The sequence below is a fragment of the Bacteroidota bacterium genome (genome assembly GCA_020402865.1).
Taxonomy (GTDB): Bacteria; Bacteroidota; Bacteroidia; order Palsa-965; family Palsa-965.
In genome coordinates this window covers 1-16,576 of record JADBYT010000010.1, presented here as the reverse complement: position 1 = coordinate 16,576, position 16,576 = coordinate 1, and the positions used below count along the sequence as shown (strand labels likewise).

Below are 16,576 nucleotides of genomic sequence, written 5' to 3'. Positions count from 1 at the left end.
TTGATACTATTATTCGTCGGTTTTCTTTTTGGCAGCTTTTTTGGCCGGGGCTTTTTTCTCGCCGGTGGCGGCTTTCTTGGCTGCGGGCTTTTTAGCGGCTGCTTTTTTGGGCTTTTCTTCCTTCACTTCTTCAGCAACTTCTACGCTTTCGTTGTTCCACACTTTTTTAGCGGGTTTCACGCGTGAACGTTCTTTGAGGGTGAGGATTGAAGCGGCTTCGGCTTTGGCATCTGCGTCGCTGAGTTTGTCACCTTTGCCGAGAATGGCCTGGATGTAAAGCTCAGTGAGTTGCTGACGGTGACCGTTCATTTTCTGATAGCCTTTGCGGCGTTTCTTTTTGAAAACGATCACTTTGTCGCCTTTCAGGTGTGAAAGCACTTTTGCGGCCACACGGGCACCGTCAATTGAAGGTGTGCCTACTGTGATTTTGCCGCTGTTGTCAATGAGAAGGACCTTGTCGAGTTCGATGCTGGCACCTTCGTTAGCCTCAAGGCGGTGCACAAAGATCTTGCGGTCTTTGGCAACTTTGTATTGGAGCCCGGCTACTTCTACGATAGCGTACATAATTGAGTTGTGTTTAGTTTTTCCCTATTTCGGGAGGGCAAAGGTAGGTAATTTCCCTGCAGTGCGAATAAATTTCACCGAAAAATCCTCTGAAATTGCCAGTCGGGATAAATGGCTTGTTGTTATTTTATTGATAGTCAGTATTTTAAATTCTATCCAGGATAGCTTTTTCCACTTCTTCCGAATCCCAGCACTGCTCCAGATCGGGAAACAAGGCCATTACTTCCTGCATAATGGCTTCCTGTCGCTGTCCTTCGCGCAGGGCGGTGGAGTAGCGGATATGCGGGCTGTATGTAACCATTGAATACAGCGGAATCCATTTATCGGGGTATTTTGAACTGAAGCGTGCTTCGATTTTTTTCTGAAGCAGGAATTTCGGATCTGCCGTTTTATCGCGCATTTCAATGAAGTTGGCCAATGCCAGATCAGCCACGGCGTCGCCGTCGGGTTTGCGCAGGTGCTGATATTCATCGAGAATGGCAGGCCAGTTTTCAGCGTGTTTGTCGATGAGTTCGTTCAGCACCACGCAGTCTTCAAATCCGCAGTTCATTCCCTGCCCATAAAAAGGTACAATGGCATGAGCCGCATCACCAATCAGCGCCAGCTTGTCGCCAAATGTCCACGGATAACATTTTACAGTTACGAGTGATGAAGTGGGATTTGCAAAGTAATCGTCGAGCAGGGTAGGCATGAGCGGCACGGCATCGGGGAACACGCGGTCGAAAAATGCCTTCACATCGTTGCGCGTTTGAAGTGCGGCAAACGATTCTTCGCCTTCAAACGGGAAGAACAGCGTACAGGTAAAGCTGCCGTCGGGGTTGGGCAGTGCAATCATCATGTAGTTTTTGCGCGGCCAGATGTGCAGGGCATTTTTTTCGAGCAGAAACTCGCCGTTTGGCCCTGCCGGAATGTTGAGTTCCTTGTAGCCATGCTCAATATAAAATTGCCGGTATTCAAAACGGTCGTTGTTTAGCATCATGTTCAGCCGTGCGGCAGAGAAAGCACCGTCTGATCCGAAAATGAGGTCGGATGTATGGTGTGTTTCAGTCTGTGTGCTTACGTGCTTAAAGGAACTGTCGCCTTTTTTCAGGTCCACTTTTTCGCAGGCCTGTTCAAAATGCATGGTCACATTGGGTTGCGCCTCTGCCAGATCCATTAGCCGCATGTTAATGCCGCCGCGTGATACTGACCAGATGGCCTGCCCGTCTTTGCCATATTGCTGAAACACCTGAGAACCGTCGATATGATGGATCTGCCGGCCGTACATGGGAATTCCAATTTTACGTATTTCATCGGCAATGCCCACGCCCTCAAGTCCGCGCCAGCCGCGGTCGCTGAGGGCGAGGTTAATGGAGCGTCCGGCATAGGCGCCGCCTTTGCGCATATCGGCGCGGCGTTCAAACACATCTACTTTATAGCCGCGCTTGGCGAGGTAAATGGAAAGGAGAGAGCCTACGAGTCCGGCTCCGATAACGGTGGCTGATTTCATTTGCGGCATGGCTTAGTGGTTTTGCAGCGCTTTATTCAAAATTGCACCAAAGCGCCACACATCTTCAAACGAATTGTACAGCGGCACAGGAGCGGTGCGTATTACGTTGGGTTCGCGCCAGTCGGCAATAACGCCTCCGGCAGTGAGTGCATCAAAGAGTTTGCGTCCGCGGCCGTGAGCCACAATGCTGAGCTGGCAGCCGCGTTGGGTTTTATCGCGCGGAGTGATTATTTCGAGGCAGTTGCCGTGTGCGGCGCTCACGCTGTCGATCACAAATTCGAGGTAGCCGGTTAGTTTTTCGCTTTTGGCACAGAGTGCAGGCATGCCGGCTTGGGCAAAAATTTCGAGCGCGGCTTTGTGCGCGGCCATCGAAAGCACGGGCGCATTGCTGAGTTGCCAGCCTTCGGCACCGGGAACAGGCACAAAGCCTTTTTCCATTTTAAAGCGCGAGGCTTTATCATGCCCCCACCAGCCGGCAAGGCGCGGCAGGTTGCTGTGCGCGTGGCGCTCGTGTACAAATGCACCGGCTACACTGCCGGGGCCGCTGTTCAGGTATTTGTAGCTGCACCAGGCGGCAAAATCCACATTCCACTCGTGCAGCTTGAGTTGTACATTGCCTGCGGCATGCGCCAGATCCCAGCCTGCGTATGCCCCTGCACGGTGTGCGGCTGCCGTAATTGCGGCCATGTCGAAAAGCTGGCCGCTGTAGTAATTCACGCCGCCAATCATTACCAGTGCAAGCGATTCGCCGGCGTTTTCAATGGCTGCAACTACATCCTCGGTGCGAATCGTGTGTTCGCCTTCGCGCGGAGCCACTTCAATTATTGCATCCTCGGGTTCGTAGCCATGCCATTTTACCTGTGTTTCGAGTGCGTACTGGTCTGAAGGAAACGCTTTCTGCTCGCACAGAATTTTGTAACGCAGCCCGCGCGGACGGTAAAACGTAGCCATGAGGAAATGCAGGTTTGAAGTAAGCTGGTTCATTACCACTACTTCAATTGGCTTTGCACCCACTACGGCTGCGGCATTCGCTGTAAGCAGTTCGTGATACGAAAACCAGGGATTGCGCGCTTCAAAATGGCCTTCCACGCCAAACTTCGCCCAGTCGTCGAGTTCCTGCAATATCGAATCGCGTGTGGATCGTGGCTGTAAGCCAAGCGAGTTGCCTGTGAAGTAAACGGTGTCCTGCCCGTTATGCTGGGGAATAAGAAATTGCTGTCGGAATTCTTTCAGCGGATCAGCCGCGTCGGTTTGCTGCGCAAAGGCAAGTGTGTTTTCGTAATTCATAGCTAATGAACGAGGCGTAAAAATACGGATGTCTGCCGGAATGGAACTGACAACTGTCATTTTATATCAAACAGCAGGCCGGCAGCCTTATCATGTTTTGAATTATCCGCCTTGAAACAGGGCCTGGCAGCGGAGTTGTTTCAAATATGCAACGTTAAAGTTGAGGCGCTGACCTTAATTTGACAGATTTCAGAAACGGAGTAGTTAACTTTGCGGCCTATGAATACCACACGTTCGCAGCAGCTTTTTGAAACAGCTAAAGAATATTTTCCGGGCGGAGTAAATTCTCCGGTTCGCGCATTTCGTTCAGTAGGCGGCACACCGTTGTTTATCCGTAAGGGAAAAGGTTCCCGTATCTGGGATGCCGATGATAATGAGTTTATTGATTATTGCTGCTCATGGGGCCCGCTTATTCTGGGTCATGCCAATGATAGTGTGGTGAAAGCCGTGCAGGAAACCGTGGCCGACGGAAGTTCGTTTGGTGCGCCTACCGAGCTTGAAAATAAACTGGCTGAGCTGATTCTTACATTCAACAAGTACATTGAAAAAATCAGGTTTGTAAGCTCAGGTACTGAAGCGGTGATGAGTGCCATCCGGCTGGCGCGCGGCTATACGGGGCGTACAAAAATCCTGAAGTTCGAGGGATGCTACCACGGGCACAGCGATTCGCTGCTGGTGAAAGCCGGTTCAGGGCTGGTCACGTTTGGTAATACATCATCAGCCGGTGTGCCGGAGGCTTTTGTAAACGAAACCATTGTGGTGCCGCTTAACAACAAAGAGGCCGTGCGCGAAGCGTTTACGCAATTCGGTCATGAAATAGCTGCGGTTATTATTGAGCCCATTCCGGCCAACAACGGCTTGCTGCTTCAGGAAAAAAGCTACCTCGAATTTTTGCGCACAATTACGCGCGAGTATGGCAGCCTTCTCATTTTCGATGAGGTAATTTCGGGCTTCCGTGTTTGCTTTTGCGGAGCTGCCGGCTACTACAGCATCCAGCCCGATATTATCACTTACGGAAAAATTATCGGAGGCGGGCTGCCTGTGGGTGCCTATGGTGCAAGCAGGGAAATTATGAGCTGTATTTCGCCCGAAGGCGATGTGTATCAGGCAGGTACCTTGTCGGGTAATCCGGTAGCCATGAGTGCCGGACTGGCGCAGCTTTCGGCCTGTCTCGCTCCTGAATTTTACCAGCAGCAGGAAGCCAAAACACTGCGGCTTGTAAACGGCATCCGCGAGCACATTATGGCTAAGGGCTATGTAGCTAAGCTGTGGCACATTGGCTCTGTTTTCTGGATTGCCTTTACCGATAAAGAGTATATCCGCACGGCCGAAGAAATAGATCCGCAAAGCATGACCATTTTCCGCCGCATGTATCACGCCCTGCTTGAGCGCGGCATCTACCTCGGCCCGTCGGGCTACGAAGTTGGTTTTGTATCAGCCGCACACACCGAAGCCGATATCGACCACACCATTACAGCCTTTGCCGAAGCTATGGATGTGGCTTTTGCTACTGCATAAAACGGTAGGTCACAAACACAGCGGCCCACACCAGCATCAGCGAACCGTCGGTAAGAAAGGAAAAATAGTATTCGTGCCTGCGTGGTGTGGCTTTGGCTACGATGAATGCGGCGGGAATACAAGCCGCTGCAAAAGCAAGCAGGCCCCAGGAAAATTGGTTTTGCGGAAATGCAAAATACACACATGCCGCCGCAATGAGTAAAAGCACAATTACCGCCACCCACAGCGAACGTTTAATACCCAGTAAAACCGGCAAAGATTTTACACTGGCTCCGTCAATCAGGAAATCGCGTACATCAAACGGCACCGTAATGGCAAAGGCAAAAGCCGTGTAAACTGAAAAAATCAACAGCCTGTAGTCTTGCATTGGCATATACCGCAAATGGTCAGGCCAGCCCACTAAGCAATCGGCTCCATTTATACCGCAAAGCGGCCACATGCCGCACACTACAGCCCACACCAGTGCAATCAGGAAAATTTTTATGCCGGGCAAATCGCGCAGCCTTTTCCAGCGCGGCTTTGCGGGAATTAGCGGCAGTGCATAACCCGCCGAAATAATTCCTGCTGAAATGCACCAGAAATAAAATTCCTGCGTGGCCTCATTCAGCCCGAAATGATAACCGCTGCTGTCTTGTGTAAAAGCCCGCGAAACAAAAATCCCTGCACCAGCCAGCAAGGCCACTGTCATAAGCACAGTCATTACAAGGCGGTGTTTGTGAATCCACACATGGCGTTCAGTATGCTGCCGTTCAAAAGGGTTTAATTTCCACGATGCATACACGCGCTGCACATTGTAAAGGCAAAATGTGGCACAAAAACTAAACAGGGCCAGCCAGCCTTCTACACGAAAACCCATTATCATGCACGTCACATCGCTCCACGCCGCAGCACAGAGCGACACATGGAAATTGCCATAAACATAGAAAGCGAAAGCGGCTTTCAGTAAATGGCGCATGAAAAAAGTGTTAGTTATTTTTGATGATGGATGAAGTGATAAAACCGGCCGCAAAACCAATTCCTCCGGCAGCCAACGTTCGCATTGCACGTCGCTGACGGGCGTACTTTTCATATCCAAGCAGATATGTATCGTATTTCAGATTTTGCGGATGCGAAACAGTTCCCGGCCGCACCGGAATGCGAAATGCTACTGATAAACCGCTGAAGAGGAATGGAGGAGCAAGGCCCCACATTGACCTTGTAAACCCGCAGGCCACCCCCAGTGCAAAAGCACTCGCTGTCCAACCCGGACAACGGTAATAAAGCCTGGCATCACGCTCGCCCTGCAAAAAGTAACGCACTTCCTGTGGCGTGTAGTAGTTACCAAAAAGAGTATCTTGTTTATAGAAAATCACTTCCTGCCCGGTGTTTCCGTATTTAACTGAAAACACAAGCTCCTGATCGATAAAATCAGCTTTGAAATTCCCTTTCCTGGGTACAAGCATTCTGACCTGTTGGGATGCCGTGTCCTTTATATATCCCGTTACAATCTTACCGCTCATAAGATACACTGTATCCAATGGTTGAGCGGGTTGTTGTGCCGGAATGGCAGTAAAAAAGAACAGGGCCGTAAAAATAAACAGGAAATAACGCATTAGATTTTGGTTGTATTTCCAAAGATAACTGAATTCAGGGTTATGGCTTTTCAAATGGTGAAATATTGTTCAGCATTCCCCCTTCGGTTAGAACTTATCCTTTACAATAAACATTTACTGTATTACAGTAATATGTGCTTATGCTAGGCAAAACCAAACTCATTGATTTCAAGGGTTCTTGTTTTCTGGTAGATATTGACTTGTTTTCATCGAATTAGATAGATTGTACGATGAATATGATTTTTTCTTAGGTGAATAGTGTTTTTGTATCGATTATATATTTTTAAGTTAGATGTTTTACCGCTTTTCTCTTCAAAAAGGGCGGCGCAATAAATTTCTGATTATCAGTTATTTATGCGTGGTATCGAAAATATGAATTGCTTTGCATTAAAGGATAGCTTTACTTTGCTCACGGAAACCATCTAACCAATCCCTTGCGCCTCCTCCCATAACAAGCTTATACCTATAATATTACGATCAATAATTGATTTTGATAATAGGTAATAACTGTATTGCAGGTGCAGAGATCGGTTAGACCATCAATTTTTTTGATATGCTCCACTTTACGAAACGAATGTTTACGGCAGCAGTGCTTCTGTTTGCTCATGCACTTACAGCACAAACATTCAGCAGTGAACCCCAGGCCCGTTTTGAAGAAAATAAAGGGCAATGGGATCAGGCGGTGCTCTACCGTACTGAACTTAATAACGGATTTATCTACCATGAGCGTGGCGGATACACCGTACACTTCAGCAACCTTTCTGATGCCTATGAGGAATTTCACCATGGAGGTGGAGATGCGGCTGATGTACAAATCAAAAACGATGTCATAAAGGTGTCGTTTGTGGGGGCATCGTCAATTGTTCAAACACGCGCAGCTGGCCGCAATCCGGTTTCTCGTTCATACTTCACCAATAACAAACTCGTTAACCAGACCTCAGAAGTAGGTACGTTCAACGAAATTCGTTACGAACAGCTTTATCCGGGCATATCACTTAACTATCGCTCCTACCGCGACATTATTAAGTACGATTACATTATTGCTCCCGGCGCTGATGCTTCACTCATTCGTCTCGAATATAAAGGAGCAACCAAACAGGAAATCGATGCCGAGGGCAATCTGATTACCTCAAATTCGTTGGGTACGGTAAAAGAATATGCTCCTGTAGCCTACCAGGAAACTCCGTCGGGCCGTGTAAACGTGCTGGTGCAGTTTATGATCCAGAACGGAGAAGTGTCCTATTATTTCCCCAACGGATATGACTCGAACTATCCGCTGGTGATCGACCCGTTTCTGGCGGCATCAACCTATTCCGGCTCCACTGCCGATAACTGGGGCTTTACGGCTTGTCCCGGTCCTAACGGTGTAATGTGTATGGCGGGTGTGGCTTTTGCCGCAGGTTATCCCACAACAGCCGGTGCTTTCCAAACCACGTTTGCCGGTGCTACTGATGTAAGTATCAGTATTTTCAGTGCAAACGGACAAACACTTCTTGCTTCTACCTATCTCGGCGGTACAGGAAATGAGTATCCGCACTCCATCATAACCGCAGCCAATGGCGACCTTTATGTGCTTGGTCGCACAGAATCCAATAACTTCCCCGTCACTGCAGGCTGTTTCGATAATTCATTCAACGGTGGAACGACCGATATTTTTGTTGCGCGCTTCAACAGTACGCTCACCACACTTATCGCCTCTACTTATGTAGGTGGTAATGGTTTGGATGGCACCAACGTGTTGAATAGCTTTACCGGAACCACACAAACCCGTTTCTCCTACGCCGATAATGGCCGCGGTCAGATTCGTCTTGATGGTTCGGGCAATGTATGTGTGGCTTCCTGCACCCAGTCAACCAACTTCCCCACAACTGCTGGTGCTTTCGATAATACCCTAGGTGGTACGCAGGATGGTGTGGTATTTAAAATGAACAACACCCTCACTACACAAGTGTACAGCACACTGGTGGGTGGTGCAAACTTTGATGCCTGTTTTAGTTTACAGATTGGTGCCGGCAACACATTGTATGTAGCAGGATTAACCAACAGCAACAACTTCCCGACTACTGCTGGTGTTATTCATCCTGCTGCAATGGGAGGCGTGGATGGATTTGTGTTTCAGATAAACTCTGCAGGCAGCAATTTAATTGCGTCAACATATTTAGGTACGGCAAATAAAGACGGAGCTTTCAACGTTGATGTGAATACAAGCGGAGTATATGTGTATGGCTTAAGTGCCGGTGGTGCTTATCCGGTTACCGGCGGTGTATATTCCAATGCCAACAGTTGTCAGTTTATTCATGGATTAAACCTTACACTTACCACTACTCAGTTTTCTACGGTATTTGGTAATGGAGTAAATCCCAATCTTTCGCCCACTGCGTTTGAAGTGGATACCTGCAATAAAATCTATGCTGCAGGATGGGGGCGTTGCTTTGATGGTGGTAACAACATTGGTATGCCCACTACACCAGGGGCTTTCCAAACGATAACCGATAATTGCGACTTTTACTTTATTGTGCTTGAGCCCAACGCAGCTTCACTGCGTTATGGTACCTATTTTGGTCAGGGTGGCGGAACAGCCGATCACGTTGATGGTGGTACTAGTCTCTTCAGCAACAACAGCACCGAATCTGGTGTGGTTTATCAGGCAGTGTGTGCTTCTTGCGGAGCTCCTACCAACGGTTTCCCTGTAACACCGAGTGCATATTCGCCAAACGATGGAAGCACCAACTGTAACAATGCTGTTTTCAAATTCGATCTGGAAACCTATTCACCCGGTGCTGCGGCCATTGCATCTTCGGGCAGCGGTTGCGTAGGCGCTCCCATCACATTCACCAACAATAGTACAAACGCCACCAGCTACCTCTGGAATTTTGGCGATGCAACTACCAGCACGGCAACCAGTCCCTCGCATACCTATGCAACTGCCGGAACTTACACCGTAACGCTGGTAGCATATAACAGCACCACCTGTATTCTTTCTGATACAGCTACAACAGTAGTTACCATCACACAACCTTCGGTAAGTGTGTCGGTAACTGCGGGAACCAATCCTACATGTAACGGAAGTCCGGTAACTCTTACAGCTGCCGGAGCCAACACTTACACATGGAATCCGGGAGCACTTACCGGAACATCTGTAGTTGTTTCGCCTGCCACCACTACTACTTATACAGTAATAGGTACGCTCACGGCAACCGGATGTACGGATACGGCAACCATTACCATTACTGTAAATCCGATTCCCGCCACGCCTACAGCCAGCAGTAACAGTCCGGTGTGTACAGGCAACACAATCAATCTGAGTACACCCGCAGTAGCTGGTGCTACCTATGCCTGGACAGGTCCAGCAGCCTTCACATCATCGCTGCAAAACCCGACGCGTCCTTCAGCTACGGTTGCTATGGCCGGTACTTACAGCGTAACGGTAACGGTTGCAGGCTGTACATCGGCTACGGGTACTACCGCTGTAGTGGTTAACACCACCCCCGCCACACCCACAGCCAGCAGCAACAGTCCGGTTTGTACAGGCAACACTATAAACCTGAGCACGCCAGCTGTGGCCGGTGCCACCTATGCCTGGACAGGTCCTGCAGCTTTCTCGTCATCGTTGCAGAACCCCACCCGCCCGTCGGCAACGGCGGCTATGGCTGGTACCTACAGCGTAACGGTAACCACAAACGGTTGTACATCAGCAGTCGGAACAACGGCTGTAGTTGTAAATACAACGCCCGCCACACCTACGGCCAGCAGCAACAGTCCGGTTTGTACAGGCAACACCATAAACCTGAGCACGCCTGTTGTAGCTGGCGCCACTTATTCGTGGACCGGCCCCTCGGCTTTTGCGTCATCGCTGCAAAATCCAACCCGCCCTTCGGCTACAGTGGCAATGGCGGGCACCTATAGCGTAACCGTAACGGTTGGCGGATGTACATCGGCCACCGGAACCACTGCGGTAGTTGTGAATACCACACCTGCAACACCCACAGCCAGCAGCAACAGCCCTGTTTGCACAGGCAACACGCTTAACCTGAGTACGCCCGTTGTGGCTGGTGCTACCTATAGCTGGACCGGTCCCAACAGTTTCTCATCGGCATTACAGAATCCCACTATTACAGGTGTAACTGCTGCCGCTGCAGGCACATACAGTGTAACCGTAACGGTTGGCGGTTGTACATCGGCAGTTGGAACAACTGCTGTGGTTATTAATACCACACCCGCAGCTCCTACAGCCAGCAGCAACAGTCCGGTTTGTACCGGCAACACCATTAACCTGAGTACCCCGGTAGTAGCTGGTGCTACTTATGCCTGGACAGGCCCCTCAGCCTTCACCTCGTCACTTCAAAACCCGACCCGTCCTTCGGCCACATTGGCAATGGCCGGTACATACAGTGTTACTGTAACAGTGGGTGGTTGTACATCGGCTGCCGGAACTACGGCAGTTGTAATTAACAGTACACCTGCCACACCTACGGCCTCAAGCAACACACCTGTTTGTTCGGGCAATACGCTTAACCTATCTACTCCGCTTGTAGCGGGAGCCACATATTCGTGGACAGGCCCCAACAGCTTCACTTCGGCGCTCCAGAATCCTTCAATTACCAGCGTGACTACCGCAGCCAGCGGTACATACAGCGTTACGGTAACGGTGGGCGGTTGTACATCGGCAGTTGGAACCACTGCGGTTACTATTAATCCAACACCGGCCACACCTGCTCCCACAAGCAACTCGCCTGTATGTATAGGTAATACCATTAACCTGAGTACAGCCGCTGTGGCTGGTGCCAGTTACAGCTGGACCGGCCCTGCCGCATTCACTTCTTCGCTTCAGAATCCCACACGACCCTCGGCTACGTTGGCAATGGCGGGCACTTACAGTTTAACTGTAACTGTCGGCGGCTGTACCTCGGCTGCAGGCACTACTGTGGTTAACGTAGTATCGCCCCCGGCTACTCCCACGGCTTCTAGCAACTCACCAGTATGTACTGGCAATACGCTTAATCTTACCACACCGGCAGTTGCTGGCGCCACCTATGCCTGGACAGGTCCCAACAGCTTTAGCTCGGCGTTGCAGAACCCCAGTATTACAGGTGTAACAACCGCTGCTGCCGGAACATACAGCGTAACCGTAACAGTTGGTGGATGTACATCAGCAGCCGGGACTACCGTAGTTACTGTAAATACTACTCCGGCTGCGCCCACCGCATCAAGTAACTCGCCGGTATGTTCGGGCAATACATTAAACCTTTCAACTCCCGCGGTAGCCGGTGCCACCTATTCCTGGACCGGTCCGAACAGTTTCAGCTCGTCGCTTCAGAATCCTACAATCCCCGGTGTATCCACAGCTGCTACCGGCACTTACAGTGTTACGGTAACGGTAAATGGTTGTACTTCGGTTGCAGGCACCACAGCTGTAATCATTAATGCAACTCCGGCTACGCCTGCTGCTTCGAGCAATTCGCCGGTTTGTTCAGGTAATACGATTAACCTGAGTACGCCTGCAGTAGCCGGTGCTACTTACAGCTGGACAGGCCCGTCTGCATTTACTTCTTCGCTGCAAAACCCCACACGTCCTTCAGCCACTGTGGCTATGGCCGGTACTTACAGCGTAACGGTAACTGTTGCGGGTTGTACTTCAGGCATCGGCACAACGGCTGTTGTTGTGAATGCAACCCCGGCTACGCCCACTGCATCAAGCAACTCTCCGGTTTGTTCGGGCAACACCTTAAACCTTTCTACTCCTGCGGTGGCCGGTGCTACCTATACATGGACAGGTCCCAACAGCTTCACCTCTGCGCTTCAGAATCCCTCAATTACCAGCGTTACCACTGCTGCCAGCGGTACATATAGTGTTACTGTAACTGTTAACGGCTGTAGCTCTGTTGCCGGAACTACTGCGGTTACTGTAAATGCAACACCTGTTGCTCCCGCAGTATCGAGCAATACACCGGTTTGCGAAACCACTCCGCTCAACCTGACCGCTGCTACTGTTGCGGGTGCCACCTATGCCTGGACAGGCCCAAACAGCTTTAGTTCATCGCTTCAGAACCCGACAATCCCTTCTGCGACTCTTGCTGCAAACGGAACCTATTCACTTGTAATTACCGTGAATGGCTGTCCTTCGGCAATAACAACGACTGCAGTTTCAGTAGTAACCTGTACAGATACCGATGGCGACGGAATTTTTGATCCGTATGATCCGGATGATGATAACGATGGTATTCTGGATGTAACAGAAGGTACCATTGATTCTGACGGAGATGGCATTCCGAACTCGCTTGACCTCGACAGCGATAACGACGGTATTACCGATGTAGCTGAAAACGGTGGTGCTGATTCAGACGGTAACGGTATAATTGATAACTGCACCGATGTGGATAACGACGGCCTCTGCGGCGTAGTGGATCCTTCGACGGGCGGAACCCCGCTTACCACGTTGAACAATGATGGTGACGGTTTCCCGAATTTCCTTGATCTCGACAGCGATAACGACGGTATTGTAGATATTATTGAAGTAGGTGGAACTGACGCCAACGGCGATGGTCTGGTTGACGGCACTACCGACGTGGACAACGATGGTCTGCGTGATGCAGTTGATCCGAACCAGAGCGGTACACCGATTTTCACCACCGGCGCTGATGCCAACAACGATGGCCGTCCGGACAGTTATCCGACTGATAACACTGACGCCAATGGCCTGCCCAACTTCCTCGACATTGATGCCGATAACGACGGTATTGTGGACAATATTGAAGGGCAGTCAACAACGGGTTATACACCGCCCACCGGTACAGACACCGACGGCGATGGCATTGACAATGCTTACGATAACTTCGTTGGTTTCGGCGGTGCAGGTGTAACTCCTGTAAATACCGACGGTGCGACTGACGGTGCTGATTATGTGGACACCGACGCTGATAACGATGGCGATATTGATGCTCTTGAAGGTTGGGATACCGACAACAACGGTGTAGCCAACACGCTGCCCGCGGGTTCTGATGCCGACGGCGATGGTCTTGACGATAACTACGATACGAACGATGCCCTCTGGAACCCGACCAACGGCCAGACACCTACATCGTTCCCGAACCTTGACAATACTGCTACCACCGAACTCGACTGGCGCGAACCGCTTGACAATGACGGCGACGGTATTGCGGATATCAACGATCCGGATGATGACAACGACGGTGTAACCGATGTGGCCGAAGGCACAGGTGATACCGATGGAGATGGCATTCCGAATAATCTTGATCTCGACAGCGACAACGACGGAATTACTGATGTAATTGAAAACGGCCTTACCGATGCAAATGGTGATGGTATTGTGGATGGTTTCACCGATGTGGACAACGACGGTTTGAACGATGCGCAGGATCCGAGCCAGAGCGGTACACCGGTAACTCCCGGCGATACAGATGGCGATGGCGTTCCGAACTTCCTTGATCTCGACAGCGACAACGACGGTATTACCGACGTAGCCGAAAACGGCGGCGCTGATGCGGATGGCGATGGTCGCATTGACGGCTTTACCGATACAAACGGAAACGGCCTTGCCGACAGCGTGGATCCCTCGGCTGGCGGAACTACATTGGGTGCTCTGAACAGCGATGGCGACGGTGTGCCCAACTACCTCGATCTCGACAGCGATAACGATGGTATTGTGGACATTATCGAAGTAGGTGGTACCGATGCAAACGGCGATGGCCAGGTTGACGGAACTGCTGATGCGGACGGCGACGGCTTGCGTGATACGGTTGATCCCACACAAAGCGGTACACCGATTTTCACCACTGGCACGGATACTAACAACGACGGTCGTCCGAACAGCTACCCGAACGATAACGCCGACAGCAACGGTCTGCCCAACTTCCTTGATATTGATGCCGACAATGATGGTATTGTAGATAATATCGAAGGACAATCAACCGCAGGTTACATACCGCCCACAGGCACAGATACTGATGGCGATGGCATTGATGATGCTTACGACCTTACCGCAGGCTTTGGTGGTGCCGGTGTTACACCCGTGAACACCGATGCGGCTGCCGATGGTGCTGACTACGTAGATACCGATGCCGATAATGACGCTATCAGCGATGCCATTGAAGGCTGGGATACCAACGGCGATAACGTAGCCGACACCACACCTTCCGGTAACGATGCGGATGGCGATGGTTTAGATGATAACTATGATAACAACGATGCACTCTGGAACCCGACCAACGGACAAACGCCCACATCGTTCCCGAACCTCGACAATCCTTCAACCACACAGCTCGACTGGCGCGAAATTGAAGACTTCGACAACGATGGTGTGGCTAACGCATTCGATCCGGATGATGATAACGACGGCATCCTTGATGTAACCGAAGGAACCGTGGACACCGACGGCGACGGTAATCCTGATGCTACTGATCTCGACTCAGACAACGACGGTATTACAGACGTAGCTGAAAATGGCGGTGCCGATGCCGATGGTGATGGCTTCATTGATGGCTTCACCGATGCGGATAACGACGGTCTGGCCGATGTGATTGATCCTTCGCAAGGTGGTTCGCCGCTGGCCACGCTCGACAGCGATGGCGATGGTCGTCCGAACTACATTGATCTCGATAGCGACAATGACGGTATTGTGGACATCATCGAAACCGGCGGAACGGATGCTGACGGAAACGGTCTGGTGGACAATGCGGCTGATGCCGACAACGATGGTCTCTACGATGTGGTTGACCCCACACAGAGCGGTACACCGAACTTTACCACCGGTGCCGATACCAACAGCAACGGTCGTCCCGACAGTTATCCCAACGATAACACGGACGCCAACGGATTGCCCAACTTCCTCGATATCGACAGCGATAACGACGGTATCGTGGACAACATCGAAGGCCAGTCAACACCGGGCTACACAGCTCCCGCCGGTACAGATTCTGACAACGACGGTATTGATGATGCTTACGACAACTTTGCCGGTTTCGGTGGGGCAGGTGTAACACCTGTAAATACCGATGGTACGACTGATGGTGCCGACTATGTGGACACTGATGCCGATAACGACGGCATGAACGATGCCCTCGAAGGCTGGGATACCAACAACGACGGCAACCCCGACACCACACCTTCCGGCAACGATGCGGATGGTGATGGTCTAGACGATAACTACGATGCAAACGATGCGCTCTGGAACCCGACCAACGGGCAAACACCCAACTCGTTCCCGAACCTCGATAATCCTTCAACCACACAGCTCGACTGGCGCGAAACCGATGATTCGGACAACGACGGTGTGCTGAACAACGTGGATCCTGACGATGACAATGACGGTATTCTCGACATTGTAGAAGGAACAGGGGATACTGATGGTGACGGCATTCCGAACTACCTCGATCTTGACAGTGATAACGACGGAATTACTGACGTTCTCGAAGCCGGCGGATCTGATCCCGACGGAGACGGTATTATCGGTAACGGTCCGTTTGTAGATACTGACAATGATGGTCTGGGTGATCTTGTGGATCCCAGCACAGGCGGAACTCCGCTTCCGTATCCCGACACCGATGGCGACGGTATTCCGAATACACAGGATCTCGACAGCGATAATGATGGTATTACAGACGTAACTGAAGCCGGCGGCACCGATGCAAACGGTGACGGTATCATTGACGGCTTTACGGATACCGATAACGATGGTCTTGCCGACAGCGTAGATCCGAACAACGGTGGCACCCCGCTGCCCACACCGGATACCGATGGCGATGGCAACGACGATTACATTGATCTTGACAGCGACAACGACGGTATTACTGATGTAACCGAAGCCGGCGGCACCGATGCCAACGGCGACGGTATCATTGACGGCTTTACGGATACCGATAACGATGGTCTTGCCGACAGCGTAGATCCGAACAACGGCGGTACTCCGCTGCCCACACCGGATACTGATGGCGATGGAAATGACGATTACCTTGACCTCGACAGCGACAACGACGGCATTGCCGATGTAGTTGAAGCCGGCGGCACTGATGCCAACGGCGACGGTATCATTGATGGCTGTGCCGATACCGACAACGACGGTTTGAGCGATAACGTGGACACCAACAACGGTGGCACCGCACGGCTCAGT

Annotated in this window: 7 protein-coding genes; 2 read left to right on the top strand and 5 right to left on the bottom strand. The window is 51.0% G+C overall.

Annotated features, from left to right (window positions below):
• Positions 1-9: 9 nt before the first annotated feature.
• From rplU to kynU, 3 genes are all read right to left on the bottom strand, one after another.
• The gene (gene rplU / locus IM638_08110) at positions 10-564 is read right to left on the bottom strand and encodes a 50S ribosomal protein L21 (GenBank protein ID MCA6362988.1); all 555 of its coding nucleotides are present in this window, start codon (positions 562-564) and stop codon (positions 10-12) included.
• Between the two features lie 145 nt (positions 565-709).
• Complete coding sequence (locus IM638_08105; GenBank protein ID MCA6362987.1) at positions 710-2,053, bottom strand: FAD-dependent monooxygenase; 1,344 nt, start codon at positions 2,051-2,053, stop codon at positions 710-712.
• Between the two features lie 12 nt (positions 2,054-2,065).
• Positions 2,066-3,340: a kynureninase gene (gene kynU / locus IM638_08100; protein MCA6362986.1), complete on the bottom strand. Its 1,275-nt coding sequence runs from the start codon at positions 3,338-3,340 to the stop codon at positions 2,066-2,068.
• A gap of 219 nt (positions 3,341-3,559) precedes the next feature.
• Between kynU and hemL the strand changes: the two genes are divergently transcribed.
• Complete coding sequence (gene hemL, locus IM638_08095; protein MCA6362985.1) at positions 3,560-4,858, top strand: glutamate-1-semialdehyde 2,1-aminomutase; 1,299 nt, start codon at positions 3,560-3,562, stop codon at positions 4,856-4,858.
• On the opposite strand, the gene IM638_08090 is transcribed toward hemL, so the two are convergent.
• A complete protein-coding gene (locus IM638_08090) occupies positions 4,848-5,813 on the bottom strand; it encodes a hypothetical protein (protein ID MCA6362984.1) in 966 nt (321 codons plus the stop codon). The genes hemL and IM638_08090 overlap by 11 nt on opposite strands.
• 10 nt (positions 5,814-5,823) lie before the next feature.
• Positions 5,824-6,300, bottom strand: coding sequence for a hypothetical protein (locus IM638_08085; GenBank protein MCA6362983.1), 477 nt, complete (start codon positions 6,298-6,300; stop codon positions 5,824-5,826).
• 703 nt (positions 6,301-7,003) lie between these two features.
• Here IM638_08085 and IM638_08080 point away from each other — a divergent pair.
• The coding region (locus tag IM638_08080) for a PKD domain-containing protein (protein MCA6362982.1) at positions 7,004-16,576 on the top strand (9,573 nt) is incomplete at its 3' end.

Coding starts and splice junctions, on each gene's coding strand:
- hemL (MCA6362985.1), top strand. CDS start 3,560: ATGAATACCACACGTTCGCAGCAGCTTTTTGAAACAGCTAAAGAATAT.
- kynU (MCA6362986.1), bottom strand. CDS start 3,340: ATGAATTACGAAAACACACTTGCCTTTGCGCAGCAAACCGACGCGGCT.
- IM638_08090 (MCA6362984.1), bottom strand. CDS start 5,813: ATGCGCCATTTACTGAAAGCCGCTTTCGCTTTCTATGTTTATGGCAAT.
- IM638_08085 (MCA6362983.1), bottom strand. CDS start 6,300: ATGCTTGTACCCAGGAAAGGGAATTTCAAAGCTGATTTTATCGATCAG.
- rplU (MCA6362988.1), bottom strand. CDS start 564: ATGTACGCTATCGTAGAAGTAGCCGGGCTCCAATACAAAGTTGCCAAA.
- IM638_08105 (MCA6362987.1), bottom strand. CDS start 2,053: ATGAAATCAGCCACCGTTATCGGAGCCGGACTCGTAGGCTCTCTCCTT.